This window comes from Jannaschia sp. W003, assembly GCF_025144335.1.
Taxonomy (GTDB): domain Bacteria; phylum Pseudomonadota; class Alphaproteobacteria; order Rhodobacterales; family Rhodobacteraceae; genus Jannaschia.
Genome location: NZ_CP083539.1, coordinates 2,904,338 through 2,926,732, shown reverse-complemented (window position 1 = coordinate 2,926,732; position 22,395 = coordinate 2,904,338). Strand labels below are relative to the sequence as shown.

24 protein-coding genes and 1 tRNA gene are annotated in these 22,395 nt (G+C 73.7%); 18 read left to right on the top strand and 7 right to left on the bottom strand.

All coding sequences use genetic code 11. The features are described from left to right. Nucleotides 1-10: 10 nt before the first annotated feature. Complete coding sequence (locus tag K3554_RS14450) at nt 11-997, top strand: phosphotransferase family protein (protein WP_259941462.1); 987 nt, start codon at nt 11-13, stop codon at nt 995-997. Here K3554_RS14450 and K3554_RS14445 read toward each other — a convergent pair. Further along, nucleotides 994-2,001, bottom strand: a complete 1,008-nt coding sequence (locus K3554_RS14445) for an ester cyclase (RefSeq protein WP_259941459.1) — start codon at nt 1,999-2,001, stop codon at nt 994-996. The genes K3554_RS14450 and K3554_RS14445 overlap by 4 nt on opposite strands. 61 nt (nt 2,002-2,062) lie before the next feature. On the opposite strand from K3554_RS14445, the gene K3554_RS14440 reads away from it, so the two are divergent. Together K3554_RS14440 and K3554_RS14435 are read left to right on the top strand one after the other, a co-directional pair. Then, nucleotides 2,063-3,112, top strand: a complete 1,050-nt coding sequence (locus K3554_RS14440; RefSeq protein ID WP_259941456.1) for an ABC transporter ATP-binding protein — start codon at nt 2,063-2,065, stop codon at nt 3,110-3,112. Continuing rightward, on the top strand, nt 3,109-3,924 hold the full coding sequence (locus K3554_RS14435; protein ID WP_259941453.1) for a PhzF family phenazine biosynthesis protein: 816 nt from the start codon (nt 3,109-3,111) through the stop codon (nt 3,922-3,924). The genes K3554_RS14440 and K3554_RS14435 overlap by 4 nt, the downstream gene beginning before the upstream one ends. A gap of 103 nt (nt 3,925-4,027) precedes the next feature. Here the strand turns inward: K3554_RS14435 and K3554_RS14430 are convergent, their stop codons facing one another. Next, the gene (locus tag K3554_RS14430) at nt 4,028-4,465 is read right to left on the bottom strand and encodes a GFA family protein (RefSeq protein ID WP_259941450.1); all 438 of its coding nucleotides are present in this window, start codon (nt 4,463-4,465) and stop codon (nt 4,028-4,030) included. Nucleotides 4,466-4,537: 72 nt separating this feature from the next. Between K3554_RS14430 and K3554_RS14425 the strand changes: the two genes are divergently transcribed. Both K3554_RS14425 and K3554_RS14420 read left to right on the top strand, forming a co-directional pair. Beyond that, nucleotides 4,538-5,956, top strand: coding sequence for a GMC family oxidoreductase (locus K3554_RS14425; protein WP_259941448.1), 1,419 nt, complete (start codon nt 4,538-4,540; stop codon nt 5,954-5,956). Beyond that, nucleotides 5,953-6,486 (top strand): ester cyclase, encoded by a 534-nt coding sequence (locus K3554_RS14420; protein WP_259941445.1) that lies wholly within the window; start codon nt 5,953-5,955, stop codon nt 6,484-6,486. Before K3554_RS14425 ends, K3554_RS14420 begins: the two co-directional genes overlap by 4 nt. On the opposite strand, the gene K3554_RS14415 is transcribed toward K3554_RS14420, so the two are convergent. Both K3554_RS14415 and K3554_RS14410 read right to left on the bottom strand, forming a co-directional pair. Next, nucleotides 6,441-6,863, bottom strand: a complete 423-nt coding sequence (locus K3554_RS14415; RefSeq protein WP_259941442.1) for a response regulator — start codon at nt 6,861-6,863, stop codon at nt 6,441-6,443. The two genes, K3554_RS14420 and K3554_RS14415, sit on opposite strands and share 46 nt — an antisense overlap. Nucleotides 6,864-6,975: 112 nt before the next feature. Continuing rightward, a complete protein-coding gene (locus tag K3554_RS14410) occupies nt 6,976-7,191 on the bottom strand; it encodes a hypothetical protein (protein WP_259941440.1) in 216 nt (71 codons plus the stop codon). An 83-nt stretch (nt 7,192-7,274) separates the two neighbouring features. Here K3554_RS14410 and K3554_RS14405 point away from each other — a divergent pair, with 83 nt between their 5' ends. Continuing rightward, nucleotides 7,275-7,538, top strand: coding sequence for a DUF2312 domain-containing protein (locus tag K3554_RS14405; protein ID WP_259941438.1), 264 nt, complete (start codon nt 7,275-7,277; stop codon nt 7,536-7,538). A gap of 52 nt (nt 7,539-7,590) precedes the next feature. On the opposite strand, the gene K3554_RS14400 is transcribed toward K3554_RS14405, so the two are convergent. Then, entirely contained in the window at nt 7,591-8,463 is an 873-nt protein-coding gene (locus K3554_RS14400) for a hypothetical protein (RefSeq protein WP_259941437.1), read from the bottom strand. A gap of 92 nt (nt 8,464-8,555) precedes the next feature. Between K3554_RS14400 and K3554_RS14395 the strand changes: the two genes are divergently transcribed. Together K3554_RS14395 and K3554_RS14390 are read left to right on the top strand one after the other, a co-directional pair. Beyond that, entirely contained in the window at nt 8,556-10,226 is a 1,671-nt protein-coding gene (locus K3554_RS14395) for an iron ABC transporter permease (RefSeq protein WP_259941434.1), read from the top strand. Next, nucleotides 10,217-10,289: transfer RNA gene (locus tag K3554_RS14390), tRNA-Thr, on the top strand. Before K3554_RS14395 ends, K3554_RS14390 begins: the two co-directional genes overlap by 10 nt. Nucleotides 10,290-10,384: 95 nt before the next feature. On the opposite strand, the gene K3554_RS14385 is transcribed toward K3554_RS14390, so the two are convergent. Beyond that, nucleotides 10,385-11,824 carry an FAD-binding oxidoreductase gene (locus K3554_RS14385; RefSeq protein ID WP_259941431.1) on the bottom strand — a complete coding sequence of 480 codons (1,440 nt, stop codon included), beginning with the start codon at nt 11,822-11,824 and terminating at the stop codon, nt 10,385-10,387. 157 nt (nt 11,825-11,981) lie between these two features. On the opposite strand from K3554_RS14385, the gene K3554_RS14380 reads away from it, so the two are divergent. Next, complete coding sequence (locus tag K3554_RS14380) at nt 11,982-12,674, top strand: helix-turn-helix domain-containing protein (RefSeq protein WP_259941428.1); 693 nt, start codon at nt 11,982-11,984, stop codon at nt 12,672-12,674. A gap of 302 nt (nt 12,675-12,976) precedes the next feature. Here K3554_RS14380 and K3554_RS14375 read toward each other — a convergent pair whose 3' ends face one another. Further along, on the bottom strand, nt 12,977-13,708 hold the full coding sequence (locus K3554_RS14375; RefSeq protein ID WP_259941427.1) for an SDR family NAD(P)-dependent oxidoreductase: 732 nt from the start codon (nt 13,706-13,708) through the stop codon (nt 12,977-12,979). A 94-nt stretch (nt 13,709-13,802) separates the two neighbouring features. Here K3554_RS14375 and K3554_RS14370 point away from each other — a divergent pair, with 94 nt between their 5' ends. The 9 genes from K3554_RS14370 (at nt 13,803) to K3554_RS14330 (ending at nt 22,341) form a co-directional block, all read left to right on the top strand. Next, a complete protein-coding gene (locus K3554_RS14370) occupies nt 13,803-14,270 on the top strand; it encodes a DUF4112 domain-containing protein (RefSeq protein ID WP_259941425.1) in 468 nt (155 codons plus the stop codon). A gap of 6 nt (nt 14,271-14,276) precedes the next feature. Then, the gene (locus K3554_RS14365; protein ID WP_259941422.1) at nt 14,277-15,236 is read left to right on the top strand and encodes an endonuclease/exonuclease/phosphatase family protein; all 960 of its coding nucleotides are present in this window, start codon (nt 14,277-14,279) and stop codon (nt 15,234-15,236) included. Between the two features lie 64 nt (nt 15,237-15,300). After that, nucleotides 15,301-16,341: a YihY/virulence factor BrkB family protein gene (locus tag K3554_RS14360; protein WP_259941419.1), complete on the top strand. Its 1,041-nt coding sequence runs from the start codon at nt 15,301-15,303 to the stop codon at nt 16,339-16,341. 31 nt (nt 16,342-16,372) lie between these two features. After that, nucleotides 16,373-17,659, top strand: a complete 1,287-nt coding sequence (locus tag K3554_RS14355) for an AI-2E family transporter (protein ID WP_259941418.1) — start codon at nt 16,373-16,375, stop codon at nt 17,657-17,659. A 102-nt stretch (nt 17,660-17,761) separates the two neighbouring features. Next, the gene (locus tag K3554_RS14350) at nt 17,762-18,721 is read left to right on the top strand and encodes a tripartite tricarboxylate transporter substrate binding protein (protein ID WP_259941415.1); all 960 of its coding nucleotides are present in this window, start codon (nt 17,762-17,764) and stop codon (nt 18,719-18,721) included. Nucleotides 18,722-18,745: 24 nt separating this feature from the next. Beyond that, nucleotides 18,746-19,183, top strand: coding sequence for a tripartite tricarboxylate transporter TctB family protein (locus K3554_RS14345; protein WP_259941413.1), 438 nt, complete (start codon nt 18,746-18,748; stop codon nt 19,181-19,183). A gap of 18 nt (nt 19,184-19,201) precedes the next feature. Continuing rightward, nucleotides 19,202-20,743, top strand: coding sequence for a tripartite tricarboxylate transporter permease (locus K3554_RS14340; protein ID WP_259941411.1), 1,542 nt, complete (start codon nt 19,202-19,204; stop codon nt 20,741-20,743). Continuing rightward, nucleotides 20,733-22,058, top strand: a complete 1,326-nt coding sequence (locus K3554_RS14335) for a DUF1446 domain-containing protein (protein WP_259941409.1) — start codon at nt 20,733-20,735, stop codon at nt 22,056-22,058. The genes K3554_RS14340 and K3554_RS14335 overlap by 11 nt, the downstream gene beginning before the upstream one ends. Then, a complete protein-coding gene (locus K3554_RS14330; RefSeq protein WP_259941407.1) occupies nt 22,051-22,341 on the top strand; it encodes a DUF4387 domain-containing protein in 291 nt (96 codons plus the stop codon). The genes K3554_RS14335 and K3554_RS14330 overlap by 8 nt, the downstream gene beginning before the upstream one ends. The last annotated feature ends 54 nt before the right edge of the window (nt 22,342-22,395 follow it).

Sequence of the window (22,395 nt, the reverse complement as noted above, 5' to 3'; positions counted from 1 at the left end):
ACCCTGCCCCATGGACACCCGAATCCTCGAATGGCTCTCGGCCCGCCTCGACCGCCGCATCCGCGGCGCCGAGCGCTTCGGCACCGGGCAGTCGAACCCTACCTGGCGCCTCGACTCCGAGGGCGGCGCGCTGGTGCTGCGCGCCAAGCCCCCCGGCACGCTGCTGCCCCGCGCCCACGCCGTGGACCGTGAGTTCCGCGTTTTGCGCGCGCTCGAGGGGACGGACGTGCCCGTGCCCCGCGCGCTCCTGCTCGACGAGGAGGGCGGGCCGCTCGGCCGGGCGTTCTACGTCATGGAGCACGTCGAGGGCCGCATCTTCTGGGACCCGGCCCTGCCCGGGGAGGCGGACCGCACGGCGATCCTCGGCGCCACCGCCGACACGCTGGCGGCGCTCCACGCGATCGACCCCGAGGCGGTGGGCCTGGGCGACTACGGCCGGGCCGAGGGCTACTTCGCGCGCCAGACCGCGCTCTGGTCGAAGCAGTACGCGGCCTCGGTGGCCGAACCCGACGGCGCCATGACCGCACTGGGCGACTGGCTGGCGGCGCAGGCCCCCGAGGAGGCGGCGCCCGCGCTGGTGCACGGCGACTGGCGGCTCGACAACATGATCTTCGCCCCCGACGCCCCCCGGATCGCCGCCGTGCTCGACTGGGAGCTGTCGACGCTGGGCCACCCGCTGGCCGACCTCGCCTATCAGGTCATGCAGTGGAACCTGCCGCACGACTCGCCGCTCAGGGGCCTCAGCGGCGTGGACCGCGCCGCGGCGGGCCTGCCCTCGGACGCCGAGCACGTTGCGCGCTACGCCCGGCGGCGGGGCATCGAGGCGCCGGACCTGACGCCGTGGCTCGCGCTCGCCGCCTTCCGGCTGGCGGCGATCCTGGCGGGCGTGGGCGCGCGGGCCGCGGCGGGCAACGCGTCCAACCCCGAGCAGGGGCGGCGCTACGGCGCCATGGTACCCGAGGTGGTGCGGCTCGGCCTCGGCTGGACCCGCGTCTAGAGCGTGCGGCGCGGCGCGCCCCTCCGGTGGGCGAGGCGCGCCAGCACGTCCACGCCCATCTGCGCCATCAGCCCCAGCGTGTCGTTGGGCAGCCAGTTCTCGGCGATGCGTTCCGCCGCGTCCATGCGGTAGAAGTCCATGACCCGGAAACGGAGCGATCGCCCGGTCGCGGCGATGCCGAGATACTCGCCCCCGGTGTGCCGCAGCCCGACGTCGCCGCCGGTGGCGGCATAGGGCCCGTCCGAGAGGCGCACGAAGTGTCCCAGCCCCTCGGCCCCCGGAAAGGCGCGGCGGTAGGGGATCTGGTGGTGCGCGCGGAAGCCCTCGACCCCGCGCGCGGCCCCGATCGCGCCGCCCGCCCAGTAGGTGAACCCGTCGGCCCAGTGGCCCATGTCGATCTCGGCGACGTCCCGGCCTCGGAAGGTGTCCAGCCCCCGGTGCATCGCCAACACCTCCACCAGCGCGGCGCCGTCCTCGCCGGGCGCGGGCGCCATCCGCAGCCCGTCCTGCGTTCGCGGCGCGGGCCAGAAGCCCGGCGCGCCCAGCGGCGCGGCCATCGGCCACGCGCCGGTGCGGATCATCAGCCCCGCCAAGTCCCACACCAGCCACGAGGCGCGCACCCGGCCGCCCTCGATCCAGTGGGCCTCGCCGTAGTCCAGCGCCGCCACGCCGCCCGTGGGCGGGATGCCGGCGAGGGGCTCGCGGAAGGTGCCGACGTAGGAGCCGAGGCAGGCGACGAGGCGCGAAGGGCGCAGGTCGGTCCAGCGCGCGTCGGGGGCGTTGGCGCCTGCGAGGAAGATCGCGTCGCGGCGCTCGAGGTCGGGCAGGGCGCGGCGCAGCGCCTCCCAAGGGGCCGGATCGCCCCGCAGTCGTCCCCACGGGTGGCTCGCGTCGATCGCCACGTCGGGGGCCAGCACGCCGAGGTCGCCCCCCGCGAGGGCCTCCAGCGCATCGCGCGCCGCCCGCCGCTCCGCCTCGTCCATGCCGCCCCCTTGCATACGCATGCAACACGCTTGCCGCCGGCCGCGGGGCCTGTCTAGTCTCGCCGGAGCACAGGGGGACGCGATGGCCGGGATCCAGCTTAAGGGCGTCACGAAACGCTGGGGCGACTTCGTGGGTGTGCACGAGTTCGACCTCGACATCGCCGACCGCGAGTTCCTGGTCCTCCTCGGCCCGTCGGGCTGCGGCAAGACCACCACCATGCGCATGATCGCGGGGCTGGAGGAGCCGAGCTCGGGCGACATCGTGATCGGCGACCGTCGGGTCAACGACCTCGACCCCAAGGACCGCGACATCGCGATGGTGTTCCAGAGCTACGGGCTCTACCCGAACCTCACGGTCTACGAGAACATCCGGTTTCCGCTGAAGGTGCGGAAGGTGCCCAAGGCCGAGCACGACGAGCGCGTGCGCCGGGCCTCCGCGATGGTCGAGCTCGACGACTTCCTCCACCGCAAGCCCGCCGCGCTCTCGGGCGGGCAGCGCCAGCGGGTGGCGCTGGCGCGCGCCATCGTGCGCACGCCGCAGGTGTTCCTGATGGACGAGCCGCTGTCGAACCTCGACGCCAAGCTGCGGGTCTCGACGCGCGCCCAGATCAAGAACCTCTCCCACGAGCTGCAGGTCACCACGATCTACGTGACCCACGACCAGATCGAGGCCATGACGCTCGCCGACCGGGTGGTGGTGATGCGCGCGGGCGTCGTGCAGCAGGTGGGCACGCCCACCGCCATCTACGACCGCCCCGCCAACACCTTCGTGGCGGGCTTCATCGGCTCGCCGGCCATGAACCTCATAGAGGGCGTGGTGGAGGGCGGCACGTTCCGCTGCGCGGGCGCCGAGATCGCGGGCGTCGCGGCGCCCGAGGGGCCGGTGATCTGCGGCTTCCGCGCCGAGGACGCGAGCGTCTCGGAGACCGGCGCGGGGGAGCTGGCGGCGCCGGTCTACTCCATGGAGCTCCTGGGCGATTCCACTATGGTCACGGTGCGCGCGGGCGGCGGGCTGGTGGCGGTGAAGGCGGCCAAGGAGTTCCGGGCCGCGATCAAGGCGCCCTTCGCCGCCCACGTGCCGGCCGCGATCTGCCACTTCTTCGACGCCGCCACGGGCGAGCGGCTGGCGTGAGGCTGCCCATCGCGCAGGTGGATGCGTTCGCGCGCGGCCCCTTCACCGGCAACCCGGCCGCCGTGGTGGAGATGGACGCGTGGCTGCCCGACGCCACGCTCCTGGCCATCGCCGCCGAGAACAACCTCGCCGAGACCGCGTTCCTGCGGGGGCAGGGGGCTGAGCGCGACCTGCGCTGGTTCACGCCCGCGGTGGAGGTCGCGCTGTGCGGTCACGCCACGCTCGCCTCGGCCCACGTGGTGCTGGCCGACCCCGCGCTGGAGGAGGCGCGGTTCCGCACCCGCAAGGCGGGCACGCTGGTGGTGCGCCGCGACGGGGACGCGCTGCTGATGCGCCTGCCGCGCATCGCGGTAGCCCCGGTAGCGGCGCCCGAGGGGCTGGCCGCAGCGCTCGGCGCCGCGCCGCGCGAGGTGCTGCGCGGGCACTACGCCGCCGACGAATGGGACGAGGTGGCGGTGTTCGGCACGGAGGCGGAGGTGGCGGCGCTGGCGCCGGACTTTCGGGCGCTGAAGGTTCTCGGCGGAGGACAGGCGTCGCGCGGCGTGATCTGCACCGCGCCGGCGGAACGGGACGGGGACTTCGTGAGCCGCTATTTCGCGCCCGCCGCCGGCATCGACGAGGATCCGTTCACCGGGTCGGCGCACTGCCTGCTCGCCCCGTTCTGGGCCGGGCGGCTGGGGCGCGACGTGCTGGCCGCGCGGCAGATCTCGGCTCGCGTCGGATGGGCGGTGTGCCGGGTCGAGGCGGACGCCGTGATGCTGCGCGCCGAGGCGGTGACGTATCTGCGCGGCGAGATCGAGGTGCCGGGGTAGGGGGCGGGCAAGGCCGACGCGTCCCGGGCCTGACCCGGGATCTCTGGCCGCCCTCGGCGCTTCACTCCGCAGTGGCAGTGCGACGTCCGACGGAGGCTCCGGCTCAAGGCCGGGGCGTGGCCGGCGGGGTCGCCTCGTAGCGCAGCACCCCCGCCACGCCGCCGCCGCCGTCCGAGGGGTGGCGCCCGCCCTCCATCACCTCGACCGCGGCGAAGTCGAACGGCGACACCCCCTCCAGCACGGCAACGTTCACGCCCAGCTCACTCGGGTTCGAGCGGCGGCGGTGGTGGGTGTAGATGCCGCAGAGGCCACAGAACCAGTGCTCGGCCACGTGGGTGCCGAACTGGTAGAGGCGCAGGTGCTCGGCGCCCGCCACCACCTCCACCCCGTCCAGCGGCGCCGACACCGCGACCGCGCCGCGCATCCGGCACAGCGAGCAGTTGCACCGCCGCGCCGAGCGCAAGCCGTCCAGGAGGCGCACTCGCAGGCGCACGGCGCCGCAATGGCAGCGGGCGGGGTGGGGCGAGCGGATCTCGGGCATGCGGTCTCCGGCATGGACGCGGCGAGCGGCGCCGCTACCCTCGCACCCGAGTGCGGCACGGGGGAAGCACGGATGGAGACCCACGACATCCTCGTGGTCGGCGGCGGCGCGGCGGGCGCGACCCTGGCCGGTCAACTCTCGCGCACGCGCGACGTGGTGCTGCTGGAGGCGGGGCCGGGGGACCGGCACCCGCTGGTGTCGATGCCGTTCGGGCTGGTCTGGCTGATGGGCTCGCGCCGCGACTGGCGCTACCGCTCCGCGCCCCAAACCGCCTTGGGGGGCCGGAGGATCGCGATCCCGCGCGGGCGGATGCTGGGCGGCTCGGCCTCGATCAACTCCATGGTCTGGTTCCGGGGCCGGCGCGACGACTACGACGCCTGGGGGCCGGGCTGGGGGTGGGACGACGTCGCTCCCGCCTTCGAGGCCGTGGAGCGCGAGATGCGCCCCGGCCCGCTGCCCGACCCCCACCCCCTGGGCCGCGCGCTCGCCGGGGTCCACGGCGCGCCGCCCGACCCCGAGCGGGTCTCGTCGGGGCCGTTCCGGGTGAACATGGAGCGGGGACGCCGCCGCTCGCCGGTGCGGGCCTTCCTCGCCGGATCGCCCGCCCGCGTGGTCGCGAACGCCGAGGTCGCCGAGATCCTGGTCTCCCACGGCCGCGCCACCGGGGTGAGGCTCGCGGACGGGCGGCGGATCGGCGCCCGCGCGGGCGTGGTGCTCTGCGCGGGCGCGATCGGCTCGCCGACGCTGCTGCTGCGCGCGGGGCTGGGCGGGCCGGGGGTGGGGCGCAACCTGCACGACCACCCGGGCGTGATGGTGCATCACGAGGGACCGGGCTCGGGGCGGGGGCTGACGCTCGCGCAGATGCCCCTGTGGGCGGCGGCCCCCTTCGACTGGATGCTCCGGGGGCGCGGTCCGCTCGCCTCGAACACCGTGGAAGCAGGTGCCTTCCTCCCGCTGCGCCCCGGCGGCCCGCCCGAGGTGCAGGTGCACTTCCTGCCCTGCCGCGTCGGGCACGGCGCCCGCGCGATCGGCTGGGGCGCCGGATATTATGCGGATGTCTGCGTGATGCGGCCCCGCTCGCGCGGGCGCCTAACGCTCGACGCCGCCGGCGCCCCGGTGATCGACCTCGGCCTCCTCACGGACCCCGCCGACCGCAAGACGCTGCGCGCGGGCCTCCGCGCCCTGCGCCGCCTCCTCGCCACGGCCCCCTTCGGCCGCCGCCGCGCGCCCGAAGTCTGCCCCGGCCCGGAGGCCGAGGACGACGCCGCGCTCGACGCCCACATCGACGCCCGCGCCGGCACCGCCTATCACCCGGTCGGCACCTGCGCGCTGGGCGACGTCTGCGACCCGCGCCTGCGGGTGCGGGGCGTGGAGGGCCTTTGGGTCGCCGACGCCTCGGTGATGCCGCGCATCACCTCCGCCAACACCAACGCGCCCTCGATCATGATCGGATGGCGGGGCGCCCGCATCATCGAAGAGGACACCCGATGAAGGGATCGCGCCCCCCGCAGGCCGAGCTGACCCGCGACACCGACATGTCGAAGACCGCGGAGACGCGTCGCGTCATCGAGGGCATGGTCGACGGGCTGAACGACCACCGCATCGCCGACATGGGCGAGTTCTTCGCCGAGACCTTCCGCTGGATGGGCAACCGCGGCTGCGGCACCAAGACCGGGCTGGCCGAGTTCCAGCGCAACTGGCAGCGGCCCTTCCAGGCGGCCTTCGGCGACAAGGTCTGCATCGACGAGGCGCGGCTCTACATGGGCGAGTGGGCGGCCGCCTTCGGGCGCCAGGAGGCCACGCACCGGGGCCCGCTGTTCGGCATCCCGGCCACCGGCAAGCGCGTCACGATCCGCTACATGGACTTCTGGAAGGTCCAGGACGGGCGCATCCAGGACAACTGGGTGATGGTGGACCTCGCCGACGTGGCCGCGCAGCTCGGCGTGGACCTGTTCCGCGGCGAGGGCTGGGAGCGCTACGACCGCGGCGAGGCCGAGCCGCCCGAGGTGCCCGGCGCCTGAGCGGCCCCCCGCGGCGCGTCGATCACGGCGCGCACCGAGGCCGCGAGCGCGACCTGGCAGGCGGGCTTCGACAGGGCCATCGCGCCGGGAAAGCTGCGCTCCAGCTCGTTGCCGTCCGCGTGGCCGCTGTGGAACACCAGCGGCACGCCGCGCCGGGCCAGCGCCTCGGCCACCGGGAACACGTCGCCGTCGGGCAGGCGCACGTCCAGCACGGCGGCGTCGTGGGCGTCGTCTGCCTGCGCGAGGCCCTCGGCCACGGAGGCGGCCACGGCGACATGCGCGCCGAGGGACTCGAACTGGCTGCGAAGGCTCAGCGCGATCAGGAATTCGTCCTCCACCACGAGGATCCGGCGACCCTCAAGAACGTCCTGATCCATTCGATTCCTCTCCGGAGTATCCGCGGCGCGCTCCCCCGCGCCACACCCATGCATGGGGCGCGCCCGTGCCATCGTCAAGCCGCCGTTGCAATTTCGCAAGGGACGTCGCGCCTCATCCGAGGGCGAGGCCGACGATCACCGCCATCAGCCCCAGGGTGGAGAGCGCGAGCGCCGTGAGGTTCACCGCCACCAGCCGCCGGAGGCGCCGCTCCATGTCCGGGCCCGCGGCACCCTCGCGCCGGGCACGCGCGGCCACGGCCATGCAGTAGACCAGCCCGGCGAGGCCGAGCAGCGTGAGGAGGGCCCCGCCCCAGACGATCAGCTCCACCGTTCCCTCCGAGTTGCGTCCGGCGCGGGCGGGCGCTAACCCGCCCGCTCCAGGCAGGCAAGAGCAAGAGAGGGAGAGCCCCCGTGAGCGAGACCGCGACCGATCCCGACGCCTACGGCGTCACGGCCGACGAGCTGAAGCAGTTCATCGAGCGCGTGGAGCGCCTCGAGCAGGAGAAGACCGACATCGCCGAGGCGATCAAGGAGGTCTACGCCGAGGCCAAGGGCCGGGGCTACGACACCAAGGTGATGCGCAAGGTCATCTCCCTGCGCAAGCGCGAGCCCGACGACATCGCCGAGGAGGAGGCCATCCTCGACATGTACAAGGAAGCGCTTGGCATGCGCTGACGGGGCGGGGGGGGCGCCCCCTCTCCGCATTCCGCGCGGCGCGCGGTCCCCGTCAGGGACGCAGGAAGGTGATGCCCGGCAGCTCCTGTAGCGCCCGCACGTCGTCCTCGTAGGTCGCCGTGAGCTGCGCCACCAGCGCGTCGGTCCAGCCCGCGGTGGTGATCGGGGGCTCCACCACCTCCGGGTCCGCGTACTTGCCCAGGAACGCCGTCACCACCTTGCGCCAGGTGGAGCGCGTGCCGGGCGGGTTGTCGCGCAGGTAGGTGCGCAGGCGCCGCAGCCCCGGCTCCGTCATCACCCGCTCCAGGACCGCGTCGTCGCCGTCGAGCCGCTCCTCGACGCCCGACACCGCCTCAAGCACCGTGGGCAGCAGGAGGGGCAGGTCCTCGTTGCACCAGACCGTCAGCGGCACGTCGGGACAGGCGGCGCGGATGGAGCGGACCACGTCGGTCCAGCGCAGCCCCCCGAGGTCGTGGCCGCCCGTGAACTCCGCGAGGGTGCCCACAGTGGACGCCTCGAACACCGCGGGCACGAAGGTGGCGGGGTTGCGGATCGCCAGGAAGAACGCCGGCTCGTGGTCCGGGAAGAGGTCGCGCAGGAGGCGCGCGCGGGCGCCCGCGTCGCCGTAGAGCCGCCCCCCATCGAGCACCTTCGCGTAGATCCCGAGGAACGCCTCGTAGCTCAGCACCAGCCGCCGCGGGTCCGCGGCCTCGCCCAGCATCTCGACCAGCAGCTCGTCCTGCGCCTCGGAGGAGAAACCGCCGCCCCCGGCCGCCTGCGCGGCGCGGCGGATCGCGGGGCGGGCGCGGCGCGGCGGCGGCACGGCGACGCGGTGGCCGGACAGGATGCCCTCGTTGCGCTGCAGCGTCTCGAGGATCAGGTCCCCGTCGGTGCGGTGCGCCCCGAGATGGATGGCGATCTGCATGTGTCTCCTTCCCCTGTGTGCGGGCCTCCCACCGCGCCGGCGACGCATAGCCCGCTGGACAGGCGGCGGGCAATGACCTAGCCCCCGCCGCCATGTCCGACGGAAAGGCTCAGATACGCGGCGTGGCGGTGCCCTGGCCCGATCCGTGGTCGGTGGGCGCGGTCGTCGTCGCGGCCTTGGTGCTCGTCCCGATCCTGGCGGTCGCGGCCATGGCGCTGTTCCCCACTGAGAACCCCTGGCCCCACCTCGTCGCCACCACGCTGCCGCGCTACGCGGGCAACACCGTGCTGCTGATGGCCGGCACCGGCGCGCTGGCCGCCGCGGTGGGCACGGGCTGCGCGTGGCTGGTGGCGATGCACCGCTTTCCGGGGCGGGGCGCGCTGGCCTGGGCGCTGCTGCTGCCCCTCGGCGTGCCGGCCTACGTGTCGGCCTACGCGCTCGTGGACTTCCTGGACTACGCCGGCCCCGTGCAGACCGCGATGCGGGCGGCGTTCGGCTGGGTCGATGCCCGCGACTACTGGTTCCCGCCGGTACGCTCGCGCGGGGCGGCGGTGCTGGTGCTGGGCTTCGCGCTCTACCCTTACGTCTACCTCATGGCGCGCGCGGCCTTCGCGGAGCAGTCCGGCGCGGGGCTCGAGGTGGCGCGCGCGCTCGGGGCGGGGCCGTGGCGGCGCTTCGCGCGCGTCGGGCTGCCGCTCGCGCGCCCGGCGGTGGCGGCGGGCGTGGCCGTGGTGATGATGGAGACGGCGAACGACTTCGGCGTGGTCAGCTACTTCGGCGTGCAGACCCTCACCACGGGCATCTTCACGCTGTGGCTGCAGGCGGGCAACGCGGGCGGGGCGGCGCAGATCGCCTGCGTGATCCTGGTCGCCGTGGCGCTCCTGGCCCTCGTGGAGCGGGTCTCGCGCCGCCGCCGCCGCTTCTGGCAGACCGCGCGCGCGCAGCGGCCCCCGGTGCCGATGGCGCTTGAGGGGGCCGCCGCCTGGGCCGCCACCGTCGCCTGCGCCGTGCCCGTGGCGCTCGGCTTCGCGTTCCCGGTCGCGGTGATGGGCTGGCACGCGCTGGGCTCGGGCTGGCTGGCGCCGGGGCTGCTCGAGGCGCTCGGCAACACCGTGGGCGTGGCGGCGGCCGCCGCGGTCGTCACCACGGCGCTGGCGGTGTTCATGGTGCACGGCGTTCGCATGACCGGACGGGCCCTGCCGCGCGCGCTCCTGCCCGTCACCATGGTGGGCTACGCGGCGCCCGGGGCGGTGCTGGGACTGGGCGTGCTGGTGCCGCTGGCAGCCTTCGACAACCGGGTGGCGGACGGCGTTCTGGCCCTGACGGGGTGGGATCCGGGACTGATCCTGACGGGGTCGGCGGCGGCATTGGTCTATGCCTACGCGGTGCGGTTCTTCGCGATCGCGCAAGGATCGGTGGACGCCGCCCTAGGGCGCATCCCGCCGGCGTTGCCGATGGCGGCGCGCTCGCTGGGGCGGGGGCCGGGCGCGACGCTGCGCGCGGTCCACCTGCCGCTCATGCGGCGCTCGGTGCTGGTGGCGGCGCTCCTGGTGTTCGTGGACGTGACCAAGGAGCTGCCCGCGACGCTGCTGCTCAGGCCCTTCGGCTTCGACACCCTGGCCACCCGCGTGCACGACCAGGCCTCCCTGGAGCGGCTGGAGCAGGCCGCCCCGGCCGCCCTCGTGATCACGGCGGTGGGGCTGGTGGCGGTGCTGTTGCTCGCCCGCGCGGAGGGCGCTAGGGATGCTCCGGCGCCCCTATAGCTCAGCTGGTAGAGCACCTGATTTGTAATCAGGGGGTCGGGAGTTCGAGTCTCTCTGGGGGCACCGTCGCCGCGAAATCAGTGTTGAGGGTGCGCCCGTGCGGAGGGCGCCCCCCGTGCACCCCCCGTACGCCCCCCGTGCAGACGCCGGGCCGCCCCCTACTGCGCCGCGACCGCTTCGCGCGCGGGCTCGATGTTGTGGTTCACGCGGAAGAGGTTGTGCGGGTCGTAGCGGGCCTTCACGGCGCGCAGGCGCTCCATGTTCGCGCCGTAGGCCTCGGCGAGCCGGCCGGGCTCGTCGCCGGGCACGAAGTTCACGTAGACGCTGCCCGCCGAGAAGGGGGCCGTCGCGGCGTAGAGGTCGCGGGCCCACCGCAAGCAGGCCTTGTCCTTGGCCGGGTCCTCCCAGCGGGTGTGGACGTTCATGGTGAAGTGCGCGTTTCGCTGCGGGAAGGCGGTGGCGTCCGGGGCGACGCGGGCCATGGCGCCGCCCACGTGGGCGATGAAGATCTCGCAGGCCGGGTCGGGCAGATGGTCCACCGCGCCGAGGATGGCGTCGATGGCACCGTCCGAGAGGTCGGTGAAGTCGTGGCTCTTCCAGTAGTTCCGCGCGCCCGGCGTCAGCAGCGGATCGAAGGCCGCCTGCCAGCCCGCGAAGGGGTGGGGCGCGATCACGTCGGCGACGGGGTCGCCGAGGTTGCGGAGCGCGCGCATGGCCGCCTCGCCCTCGCGCATGTCGCCGGCGTAGCAGGCGGCGAGGATCAGCACCGGGCGGCCATGCCATGCCTCGGGCAGGAAGGGCAGGGGCGGGGCCCCGCGCATCACCGACCAGACGGTCAGCTCGTCGGGGGCCTCGCCGCAGATGCGGCGCACGGCGCGCAGGAGGTTCGGCGCATCCGCGATTGGATGGACCACGAGGCCCGACAGGACCTCGGGACCGACAGGGTGGGCGCGGAACTCGAACGAGGTGACCACGCCGAAGTTGCCGCCGCCGCCGCGGACCGCCCAGAAGAGGTCGGGGTTCTCGCGCTCGCTGGCGCGCAGGAGCCGGCCGTCGGCGGTGACGATGTCCACGGCGAGCAGGTTGTCCACCGTCAGGCCGTGCTTGCGGGTGATCCAGCCGAAGCCGCCGCCGAGCGTGAGGCCGGCGACGCCGGTGGTGGAGTTGATGCCTGTCGGCACGGCAAGGCCATAGAGCTGGGTCTCGCGGTCGAGGTCGCCCAGCAGGGCGCCGGGGTCGCACTGGACCACGCGCCGCTCGGAGTCGACGTGGACCGAGCGCATCTGCGACAGGTCGAGCAGGAGCGAGCCCTCCTCGCAGGCCAGCCCCGCGATCTGGTGGCCGCCGCCGCGCACGGCGATGCGCAGGTCGCCGTCGCGGGCGAAGCGCACGGCCGTCCGGATGTCGGCGGTGCCCAAGGCGCGGATCACGAGCCCCGGCCTGGGGTCGAACATCCCGTTCCACAGCGCGCGGGCCGCGTCGTAGCCGGCCTCGCCGGGGCGCAGCACGGCGCCGCGCAAGGTAGCGGCGAGGGCGTCGACCGCGTCGTCTCCGATCGCCGCGGTCCCGCCGTCGAGGGTGTTGAGGGTGATGGTCATGGTGCGTCCTCCCGGATCATGGGGCGAGGATGCGGGGCGCGGGTGCCTGCCGATAGTGCGGGGTCTGGACCCCGCGGTCCAGTTTCTGGACCGGAACGGCGGGGGCGGGATGTGGTAGAGTGCGGGCCGGGGGCCTTCGCCCCCCGGGGGACGGGCGATGCCGAATGCGGGCTACAAGCAGTTCTGTCCGGTCGCGATGGCGGCCGAGATCCTGTGCACGCGATGGACGGTGCTCGTGATCCGCGAGCTGATCGCCGGCTCCACGCGGTTCAACGACCTGCGCCGGGGGGTGCCGAAGATGTCGCGCACGCTGCTGGCACAGCGGCTGCGCGAGCTGGAGGAGCAGGGCATCGTCGCGCGGCGCGCGATCCCCGGCGACCGCATCCACAGCGAGTACCGGCTGACCGACGCGGGGCGCGACCTCCTGCCGGTCGTGGAGGCGTTCGGCCGGTGGGGGCAGAAGTGGGTGGAGTCGCGCATCTCGCTGCGCAACCTCGATCCGTCGCTCCTGATGTGGGACATGCGCCGCAACATCGACCCCGCGCCGCTGCCGCCGCGCCGCGCCGTGGTCCAGTTCCGCTACCCCGAGCTGCCGCCGGCGCAGCGCGACTTCTGGATGGTGGTGGAGCCGTCCGGCGAGGTGGACCTGTGCAGCGACGACCCGGGCTTCGAGGTGGACCTGATGGTGACCACGGACCTGCGCACCATGACGGCGATCTGGATGGGACTGACCACGGTGCGGGCGGAGCGCGCGCGCATCGCTTTCGACGGGGACGGCGCCATCGCGGCGCGCATGCAGACATGGCTGGGGCTGAGCCCGTTCGCGACGGCGGAGCGGGCAGCGTCGTAAGGCGCGGGTGGGTGACGCGGGGCGGCGCCCCGGCGCTGCGTTGGGGTATCGGCTTCCGGCCGGCGCCTCGGTCCGTCTCGATGGCGACGGGCTTTGGGCCAAGGCCCCGGCTCGGGGCCGGGGCGTGTCTCCGGTGTGGGCGTAAGCGCACGCTGTCGGACGTCATCCAACAGGGCCGCCGGCAGTGTCCGACTCCGCCCCGGCCTCGCGGCGGGGTCCCCGGTCGAAGGTCGCGCCTCCGTCGGGGGGCAGATGCGCGCGTGGCGGGCAGGGGCCCCGGCTCTGGGGGTGGGGCTCGTCCGTCAGTAGGTCGCGCGGCCCCCGCTCAGGTCGAAGGCGGCGCCGGTCGTGAAGCTGTTGGCGCGCGAGGCGGCGAAGGCGATGGTCTCGGCGGCCTCGTCGACCCGCAGGAACCGGCCGCGGGGGATCTTGGAGAGCATGTAGGCGATGTGCTCCTCGCTCATCTGCGCGAAGATGCGGGTGCGGGCGGCCGCCGGCGTGACGCAGTTCACGGCGACGTCCACGTCGGCGTGCTCCTTGGCGAGCGACTTGGTGAAGCCGATCACGCCGGCCTTCGAGGCCGAGTAGGCGGAGGCGTTGGGGTTGCCCTCCTTGCCGGCCACGGAGGCGACGTTGACGATGCGCCCGTAGCCGCGCGCGCGCATGCCGCCGACGACGGCGCGGTTGGTGTTGAAGGTGCCCGTGAGGTTCACGGCGATCACCTGCGCCCAGGCGGCGGGGTCGTATTCGTGGACGGGGGCGTTGGGGCCGGCGATGCCGGCGGCGTTGACGAGGACGTCGGCGGGGCCGAGGGCGGCCTCGGTGGCGGCGAGGGCGGCCTCGACACTCGCGAGGTCGGCGACGTCGCAGGGGAAGGCGCGGGCGCCGATGGCCTCGGCTGTCTGTCGCGCGAGGGCGAGGTCCATGTCCCAGAGGGCGACCCGGGCGCCCAGCTCCCGCAGGCGGCGGGCCACGGCCTCGCCGATGCCTTGCGCCCCGCCCGTGACCACCGCCACCTGATCCGTGAAGTCCATGCGCCGCCCTCCCCGGCGGAACCCTAGCGCGGGCGGGGATGGAGCGGAACCGCGCGGGCGCGGCGGGCGTAAGGTTGGCGAAGGAGGCCCAGCCATGACCCCCGCCCATTCCAACGCCCGGCCCTCGGCCGGCGACCGCGTGCCCCACGAGGTGCATCCCGACCGCTCCGACCTGCCGGGCGCGCGGCTGGCCAAGCTGGAGCGGCTCGCGAACAACCTCGACAGCCGGTACCGGGTGCCGGGCACCTCGATCCGGTTCGGGTGGGACTCGATCCTCGGCCTGCTGCCGGGGGTGGGCGACGTGGCCGCCCTCGGGCCGGCGGCCTACATCTGGCTGGAGGCGCACCGGCTGGGCGTGCCGGGGCGGGTGAAGGCGCGCATGGCGCTGAACACCGGGCTCGACTGGGCGGTGGGCTCGGTGCCGCTGGTCGGCGACCTGCTCGACGTCGGGATCAAGGCGAACCGGCGCAACGTCGCGCTGCTGCGCGCGCACCTGGAGCGGACCGGCGCGGTGCCCGCGGGCGGCGACAAGCCCGCCGACCTGTTCGACCCCTCGGCCTGACGCGGAATGCTCCGCAAGGTCCTCGCCGGGCTGGCCGCCGTGCTGGCCCTCGCCGCGCTCGCGGTCACGCTGCTGCCGCTGTCGCACTCCGCGGCGTGGTGGGTGCGGATGTGGGATTTTCCGCGTTATCACATCGCGCTCGCCGCCCTCGTGGCGCTGCTCCTGAGCCTCCTCCTGCCGCGGGGCGCGCGGGGCGTGTCGGTGCTGGCGATGCTGGGGGTGCTGGGCTGGCAGGGCTGGTGGATCTGGCCGCACACGCCGCTGGGCGCCGAGGAGGTGGCACTGGTGGAGGGGCAGGGGGTGCGGGCGGTCTCCCTCAATCTCCTGCAGGAGAACCGCGACCACGGCGCGGTGCTCGACTACCTGGAGCGCCACGACCCCGACCTCGTGCTCCTGATGGAGACCGACGCGGTGTGGGCCGAGGCGCTGGAGCCGTTCCTCGCGCGCTATCCCCACCGCGCGGAGCGGATCGCGGACGACTACTACGGCATGATCCTCGCCACGCGCCTGCCGGCGGACCGGATCGAGATGGCGTATCTGTCGGACGACGTGACCCCCGCCGGCGTGGCCGAGCTGAGCCACGAGGGGCGGCCCTTCACCTTCGTCGGCCTCCACCCGCGCCCACCGGTGCCCGACACCGACACCGATGAGCGCGACGAGCAGATAGCCAAGGCGGCGCTGCTCGCGCGGCGCGACGGGGTGCCCACGGTGGCGATGGGCGACTTCAACGACGTGTCCTGGTCGCGCACCGGCCAGCGGTTCCGCGAGCTGGGCGGCTACCACGACCCGCGCGCGGGGCGCGGCATCCTGGCCTCGTTCAGCGCCGAGAGCCGCATGATGCGCTTTCCGATCGACCACGGGCTGGTGACCGACGGCATCGCGCTGCACGGCTTCCGGATCGGCCCGGAGGTGGGGTCGGACCACTTCCCCGTCGAAATGCGCTTTTCGGTCGGGCGGGGGAACTGACCGCGGGGGAGGAACTGACCCACCCCCCCGGCGTTGACGCGGCAGCACAACCGGAGACCGCCCCATGTCCGACGCCCTGAGCTCCTCCCCGGATCGCGGCAAGCCCGCGCGCAAGGTCGACACCGGCCGGCCCGCGTCGAGCCGCCACGCCGACGAGCTGGAGCCGGGCCGGGGGCGCCATGCGGACGGCCCCACCAAGATCCCGATGCGGGGCTGGATCGACATCTTCAAGCGCGTGGTCGGCGAGATCGGCAAGGACCACGTCGGGCTGGTCGCCGCGGGCGTGGCCTTCTACGGGCTGCTCGCCATCTTCCCCGCCATCACCGCGCTGATGTCGATCGCAGGCCTCCTCTACGAGCCGTCGGAGCTGGTGAACTCGCTGGCCGGCGTGGCCGGGGTGGTGCCGCAGGACGTGGCGCAGATCGTGCTCGACCAGGCCGAGAAGGTTGCGGGCAGCCAGGAGGGCGGGCTCACCCTCGGCCTGATCCTCGGCCTCGGGCTGGCGCTCTGGTCGGCCTCGGCCGGTGTGGGCAGCCTGATCGAGGGCATCAACCTGGCCTACGACGAGCGCGAGACGCGCGGCTTCGTGAAGCTCAAGCTGATCACGCTGGGGCTGACGCTGCTGATGATCGTGGGCGTGATCGTGGCCGCGCTGCTGATCATCGCGGTGCCGGTGGTCCTCCAGTTCCTGGCCTTCGCGCCGGCGATGGAGACGGCGATCCAGCTCCTGAGCTACGTGCCGCTGGCGCTGATCGTGGTGACGGGCGTGGGCCTGCTCTACCGCTTCGGCCCGGCACGCGACCCGGCGAAGTGGCGCTGGCTGACGCCGGGGGCGCTGATCGCCTGCACGCTGTGGCTCGTGGCCTCGATCGGGTTCTCGATCTACGTCACCAACTTCGGATCGTACAACGAGACCTTCGGCTCCCTCGCGGGCGTCGTGGTCATGCTCATGTGGATGTGGATCTCGGCCTACGTGATCCTGATGGGGGCGGAATTGAACAGCGAGATCGAGGCGCAGACCGCGCGCGACACCACCACCGGACCGCGCGAGCCCATGGGCTACCGCGGCGCCGTCAAGGCCGACGAACTTGGCGCCGCGCAGTAGCGCCGGGGCCGCCGCCGAGGCGGCGAGCCACGTGGTTCACAACGCCGCGGATGCCGTGGCCGCCGAGCAGGCCGCCGCCGACGTGGTCCACGCGGTTCCCGGCGTGCCCGAGGGCGGCGTCGGCGCGCCGCCCGCAGCCTCGGCCGCGGCGCCCGAGAAGCGCACGCGCCATCCGCTGGCCGTGCCCGTCACCGGCATCTTCATCATCCTGCTGGTCCAGGCTCTGACCGTGGCGTCGGGGTTCCTCCTGCCCGTCACGGCCGCGGTGCTGGGCAGCCTCGTGCTGAACGGGCCCCGCCGGGGGCTGGAGCGGATCGGCATCCCCGCGCCGGTCACGGCGGCGGTGTTCACCACCTCGATCGGCGTGCTGCTGGCCATCGCCATCGCCATGCTGGCCGACCCGATCACCGAGTTCGTGAAGGACATCCCCACGCTGCTCGACGACGCCATGGACACGCTGACCGGTCCCGGCGGCCTTCTGGAGCCGTTCACCGAGGCCGCCGAGGCCACGCAGGAGGCGATGGGCAACGCCGCCGACCCGGCGCTGGCCGCCGCGCCCGGCGCGGTGCCCGGCGCCGCCCCGGCGGCGCCCGCGCCCGAGCCTGCGACGCCGGTGGAGGTGGTCGCCACGGGCGGCATCGCCACCACGCTCTTCGCCGCCGCGCCGGGCCTCCTGAGCCAGACCGTGTTCGCGATGTGCCTTCTGTTCTTCCTCGTGGCCTCGGGCGACCTGTTCATCCAGAAGGCCGTGCAGGTGGCCGACCGCTTCCAGGACAAGCGTGCCACGCTCAAGACCATCCGCACCATCGAGCGGGGCCTGGGCAACTACCTCGGCGCGATCGCCCTGATCAACGCCGGCCTCGGCGTGGCCATCGGCATCGCCATGTGGCTCTGGGGGCTGCCGAGCCCCTGGCTCCTGGGGATCATGGCCACGGTGCTGAACTTCATCCCCTTCGTGGGGGCGGTGGTGGGCGCGGGCGTGGCCGGGGTCACGGGTTTCGTCCACTACGCCGACCCGTGGTCCGCGTTGGGCGTCTTCGCCACCTACTACGCGCTGACCTCGTTCGAGGGGCAGTTCGTGACGCCCACGCTCGTGGGCCAGCGGCTGCGGCTCAACGTGGTGATGGTGTTCCTGTCGGTCGCCTTCTTCGCGTGGATCTGGTCGGTGGTGGGCATGATCGTCGCCGTGCCGATGCTGATCGTGGCCAAGGTCGTGTGCGACAGCATCCCGCGCTTCGCCAAGATCGGCCTGTTCCTGGGCGACGCCGAGGGCTTCATCCCCCGCGAGCGCGACGCGGGCGAGGAGGCGGCGAAGTAGGCGCCCGAGGCGCCCGGGGCGCTTGAAGCGGCGCCGGATGACGGTAGGGTACCCTCCAAGGGCCGCGCCACGGGAGGATGCGGCCCGCACAGGGAGAATCGCATGACCTACCGCTTCCGGGCGCTCCTCGCGGGCGCCGCCTTCTTCGTCGCCACCCCGGCCCTCGCCGTGGAGTGCATCGCCCCCGCCAACCCGGGCGGCGGCTGGGACTTCACCTGCCGCCAGATCGGCAAGATCATGACCGACATCGGCGCCGTGGACGGCCCCGTGCAGGTGACCAACATGGCCGGCGGCGGCGGCGGGCTGGCCTACCAGACCGTGGCCAACGAGCGCACCGACGACCCCGACCTGATCGTCGCCGCCAGCCAGGCCACCGCCACCCGCCTCGCCCAGAAGGCCTACGGCGAGTCCACGGCCGACCAGGTGCGCTTCGTGGGCGCCATCGGCGCCGATCCCGGCGTGATCGTGGTGGCCGCCGACAGCCCCTACCAGTCGCTGAACGACCTCGTGGAGGCGGTGAAGGCCGATCCCGGCTCGGTGGCCTTCGCGGGCGGCTCGGCGGCGGGCGGCTTCGATCACCTCAAGGTGCTGCAGGTGCTGCGCGCGGGCGGCTTCGACGACGTGCGGAGCGTGAAGTACATCGGCGTCGACGGCGGCGCGGACGCGATCACCCAGACCGTGGGCGGCTTCACCCAGGCGATGACCGGCGACATGAGCGAGATCGTGGGCTTCATCAAGGACGGGCAGGTGCGCGCCCTCGCCGTGCTCAGCGAGGAGCGGGTGCCGGGCTTCGACGACATCCCCACGGCCGTGGAGCAGGGCCTCGACGTGGTGGCCGTGAACTGGCGCGGCCTCTACGTGCCGAAGGACATCTCCGACGAGCGCTTCGCGGAGTGGGCCGAGAAGCTGCAGATGGTGGCCGACAGCGAGGAGTGGCAGGCGGCCATGGAGGCCAACGGCCTCGCCCCGTTCACCGTGGTGGGCGACGACTTCCAGGCGTTCATCGACGAGAACATCGCCGACACGGAAGCCCTGAGCCGCGAGATCGGCATCATCCAGTAGGCGGCAGCAAAGGGGGGCACGGCCATGACCCGTACGGGCGACCGCATCTTCGGCGTGGCCGTGATCCTCGGCGCGCTGGCCTTCGGGGCCAGCGCGCTGAGCCTTCCCGAGCCGTTCTTCTCGGACCCCCTCGGCCCCAAGGCGTTTCCGCTGATGGTGGCCGGGGTGAGCTTCCTGTGCGGGGCCGTGATGGCCCTGCGCCCCGATCCCGACCCCGACTGGCCGGGTCTCGGCACCCTGGGCAGCCTCGCGCTCGCCGCCGCGGTGCTGGTGGCCTACGCCTACGCCCTGAAGCCGCTTGGCTTCCTCGTGCCCACCGCCATCGCCGCGGGCATCCTGAGCTACCAGATCGAGCCGCGCCCCATCGGCGCCGTGCTCGCGGGGCTGGGCCTTTCGGCGGGCCTCTTCGTGCTGTTCCGCTACGTGCTGGGCCTCGGCCTCGTGCCCTTCCCGAACCTCTGACCGCCGGAGGGCACCGCGATGGACATCCTCTCGAACCTCGCCCTGGGCTTCTCGGTCGCGCTCAGCCCCTGGACGCTGATGCTGGCCGTGATCGGCTGCTTCATCGGCACCATCGTCGGGGCACTGCCGGGGCTGGGGCCGTCGAACGGCGTGGCGCTGCTGATCCCGATCACCTTCTCCATGGGGCTGGATGCGACGGCGGCGCTCGTGCTGCTGACGAGCGTCTACTACGGCGCGATGTACGGCGGGCGCATCTCGTCGATCCTCCTGAACATCCCCGGCGACGAGCCGGCCATGATGACCACGCTCGACGGCTACCCGATGGCCAAGGCCGGACGGGCCGGCGACGCGCTGGTGATCTCGGGCGTGGCCAGCTTCGTGGGCGCGCTCTTCGCCACCGTGGCCCTCCTCCTGATCGCGCCCGCGCTGGCGCGGGTCGCCTACCTTTTCGGCCCGGCCGAGTACTTCGCGCTCTACCTCCTGGCCTTCTCGACGCTGGGCGGGGTCGCCTCCAAGAACCAGGCCAAGGCGGCGCTGGCCTCCGCGATCGGCCTCGGCATCGCGATGATCGGCCTCGACAACTCCACCGGCATGGAGCGCTTCACCGGGGGCGAGCTGCACCTCGCCGACGGCGTGGACTTCCTGGTCGCCATCGTCGGCCTCTTCGCCGTGTCCGAGGTGTTCGTGTTCATCGAGAGCCACGGGCGCGGCTCGGCCATCGGCGTGAAGCTGGAGAAGGTGCGGATTCCCTGGGCCGACATCGCGGCCACCAAGTGGACCATGCTGCGCTCGAGCGTCGTGGGCTTCGTCGCGGGCGTGCTGCCGGGGGCGGGGGCGTCGCTGGGCTCGTTCCTGACCTACATGATGGAGAAGAGCATCGCGGGGCCGCGGGGCGGCTTCGGCACCGGGGTCGCGAAGGGCGTGGCCGCGCCGGAGGCGGGCAACAACGCCGCCGCCGGGGGCGCGCTGGTGCCCATGCTGACCCTGGGCGTGCCCGGATCGGGCACCACCGCCGTGCTGCTGGCCGTGCTGATGACCCTCAACATCACCCCCGGCCCGACGCTCTTCGCAGACCGGCCCGAGGTGGTCTGGGGCCTGATCGCCTCGCTGCTGATCGCCAACTTCGTGCTGCTGCTGATGAACGTGCCGATGGTGAAGGTGTTCGTGCGCGTCCTCTCGGTGCCGCCGGCGCTGCTGCTACCCGGCGTGATGATGGTCAGCTTCGTGGGCATCTACTCGCTGACGGGCAGCTACTTCGACCTCGTGCTGATGATCGGCTTCGGCGTCATGGGCTGGCTGTTCCGCAAGCTCGACATCCCCACCGTGCCCGTGATCCTCGGGATCCTCCTGGGCAACGCCATGGAGGACAACCTGCGCCGCGCCATGGTGCTGTCCGACGGCGAGGTCGGATTCCTGTTCTCCTCGCCCATCGCCATCGGCCTGTGGACGGCGGCCGTGCTGGGCTTCGTGGCGCCGCTGTTCCTGCGCCGCATCATCCGCAAGCCCGCGCGCCCCGAGGGCGGGGCCGAGGATCTGCCGGAGCCGACCCGTGCGGACTAGGGTGCTGGTGCCCGCGGGCGCGCTCGGCCTCGGCTGGGACGCGGGCGCGCTGGAGGGGGGGCTCGCGGCGGCACCCGACCTCATCGCCATCGACGGCGGGTCCACGGATTCCGGGCCGAGCTATCTCGGGCGGGGCGTGTCGAAGTACTCGCGCGGCCGCGTGAAGGCCGACTGGGCCGAGCTGGTCGCGGCGCGGGCGCGGCTGGGCGTGCCGCTGGTGATCGGCACGGCGGGCACCTGCGGCGCGGGTTCCGCGGTGGACTGGCTGGCGGAGATCACGCGCGAGATATTGGCCGAGACGGGCACGCGGGCGAAGGTCGCCCGGCTTTACTGCGACCGCGACCCCGCGGCGCTGGCCGAGGGCTGGGCCGACGCCCGCCCCCTGGACGGGGCGCCCCCGGTCGAAGCCGCCGACGTGGCCGCCTGCTCCAACGTGGTGGCGCTGGCGGGGGTGGAGCAGGTGGGGGCGGCGCTCGACACCGGGGCCGACATCGTGATCGCCGGGCGCACCACCGACACGGCGATCCTGGCGGCCCTGCCGATCATGCGCGGCGCGGACCCGGGGGCGGCGTGGCACGGCGCCAAGATCGCCGAGTGCGGGGCCCTGTGCACCTCGCACCCGTGGTCCGGGGCGATCCTGCTGGACGTGGACGAGCGGGGCTTCGAGATCGCGCCATGCCTCGCGGCGGCGCGGGCGACGCCGGAGTCGGTGGCGGCGCACATGCTCTACGAGAACAGCGATCCCATTCGGCTCCACGAGCCGGGCGGGCATCTCGACGTGTCGGCGGCGCGCTACGCGGCCCTCGACGACCGCCGCGTGCGGGTCGAGGGCGGGGTGTGGGTGCCGGGGCCCTACGGCGTGAAGCTGGAGGGCGCGCGGCGCACGGGGTTCGGGGCCGCGGCCCTGGCGCTGGTGCGCGACCCGGCGACGCTGCGGGGGCTGGACGCCTGGTGCGACTCGCTGATGGCCGAGGCGGTGCGGCGGCTCGGGGACCGGGCGGCGCGGCTGTCTCTCATGCGGATCGGGGTGGACGGGACGCTGGGGGCCTCGGAGCCCACGCCCGGGGCGCCCGTGGAGGCGGGCGTGATGCTCAAGGTGCTGGCACCCAGTCAGGACGAGGCGATGGAGGCGGCGCGGATCGTGAACCCGCTGCTGCTGCACCACTCCGTGGGGGAGGGGCCGATGCCGACCTTCTCGTTCCCGTTCTCGCCGCCCGAGATGGCGCTTGGCGAGCAGTTCGAGTTCGTGCTGCACCACGTCTGGCCGCAGGAGGACCCGATGGAGGGGTTCCGGCTGGAGGTGGAAGATGCCTGAGTTGGGTGAGCTGGCGCGGGTGCGCTCCAAGAACGCGGGGCCGTTCTGGCTGACGGTGGACCTGTTCTGCGCCGAAGGGGCCTACGAGCGGGTCGCGGCGATCCCGACGGAGGCCTTCGCGGCGCGGCTGGGGTGGGACGCGGGGAAGGTGCGGCGGTTCGACCTGCCGGCGCTCGGGGTGGTGAAGCTGTCGCTGCCGCGGCCCGTGGTCCAAGGGGCGTTCGAGGATCGGGACATGCACGGGGCCGCGTGGGGGGCGGCGCTGGAGGGGATGGTGGTTTGAGGACGTGACGGCCACGCCCCGGACGTGATTTGGGGCCTCTCGTGGCCGTCGGCA

Coding starts and splice junctions, on each gene's coding strand:
- K3554_RS14345 (WP_259941413.1), top strand. CDS start 18,746: ATGACCCGTACGGGCGACCGCATCTTCGGCGTGGCCGTGATCCTCGGC.
- K3554_RS14430 (WP_259941450.1), bottom strand. CDS start 4,465: ATGCCCGAGATCCGCTCGCCCCACCCCGCCCGCTGCCATTGCGGCGCC.
- K3554_RS14445 (WP_259941459.1), bottom strand. CDS start 2,001: ATGCGTATGCAAGGGGGCGGCATGGACGAGGCGGAGCGGCGGGCGGCG.
- K3554_RS14365 (WP_259941422.1), top strand. CDS start 14,277: ATGCTCCGCAAGGTCCTCGCCGGGCTGGCCGCCGTGCTGGCCCTCGCC.
- K3554_RS14415 (WP_259941442.1), bottom strand. CDS start 6,863: ATGGATCAGGACGTTCTTGAGGGTCGCCGGATCCTCGTGGTGGAGGAC.
- K3554_RS14330 (WP_259941407.1), top strand. CDS start 22,051: ATGCCTGAGTTGGGTGAGCTGGCGCGGGTGCGCTCCAAGAACGCGGGG.
- K3554_RS14400 (WP_259941437.1), bottom strand. CDS start 8,463: ATGCAGATCGCCATCCATCTCGGGGCGCACCGCACCGACGGGGACCTG.
- K3554_RS14440 (WP_259941456.1), top strand. CDS start 2,063: ATGGCCGGGATCCAGCTTAAGGGCGTCACGAAACGCTGGGGCGACTTC.
- K3554_RS14340 (WP_259941411.1), top strand. CDS start 19,202: ATGGACATCCTCTCGAACCTCGCCCTGGGCTTCTCGGTCGCGCTCAGC.
- K3554_RS14370 (WP_259941425.1), top strand. CDS start 13,803: ATGACCCCCGCCCATTCCAACGCCCGGCCCTCGGCCGGCGACCGCGTG.
- K3554_RS14375 (WP_259941427.1), bottom strand. CDS start 13,708: ATGGACTTCACGGATCAGGTGGCGGTGGTCACGGGCGGGGCGCAAGGC.
- K3554_RS14380 (WP_259941428.1), top strand. CDS start 11,982: ATGCCGAATGCGGGCTACAAGCAGTTCTGTCCGGTCGCGATGGCGGCC.
- K3554_RS14350 (WP_259941415.1), top strand. CDS start 17,762: ATGACCTACCGCTTCCGGGCGCTCCTCGCGGGCGCCGCCTTCTTCGTC.
- K3554_RS14425 (WP_259941448.1), top strand. CDS start 4,538: ATGGAGACCCACGACATCCTCGTGGTCGGCGGCGGCGCGGCGGGCGCG.
- K3554_RS14360 (WP_259941419.1), top strand. CDS start 15,301: ATGTCCGACGCCCTGAGCTCCTCCCCGGATCGCGGCAAGCCCGCGCGC.
- K3554_RS14420 (WP_259941445.1), top strand. CDS start 5,953: ATGAAGGGATCGCGCCCCCCGCAGGCCGAGCTGACCCGCGACACCGAC.
- K3554_RS14385 (WP_259941431.1), bottom strand. CDS start 11,824: ATGACCATCACCCTCAACACCCTCGACGGCGGGACCGCGGCGATCGGA.
- K3554_RS14395 (WP_259941434.1), top strand. CDS start 8,556: ATGTCCGACGGAAAGGCTCAGATACGCGGCGTGGCGGTGCCCTGGCCC.
- K3554_RS14450 (WP_259941462.1), top strand. CDS start 11: ATGGACACCCGAATCCTCGAATGGCTCTCGGCCCGCCTCGACCGCCGC.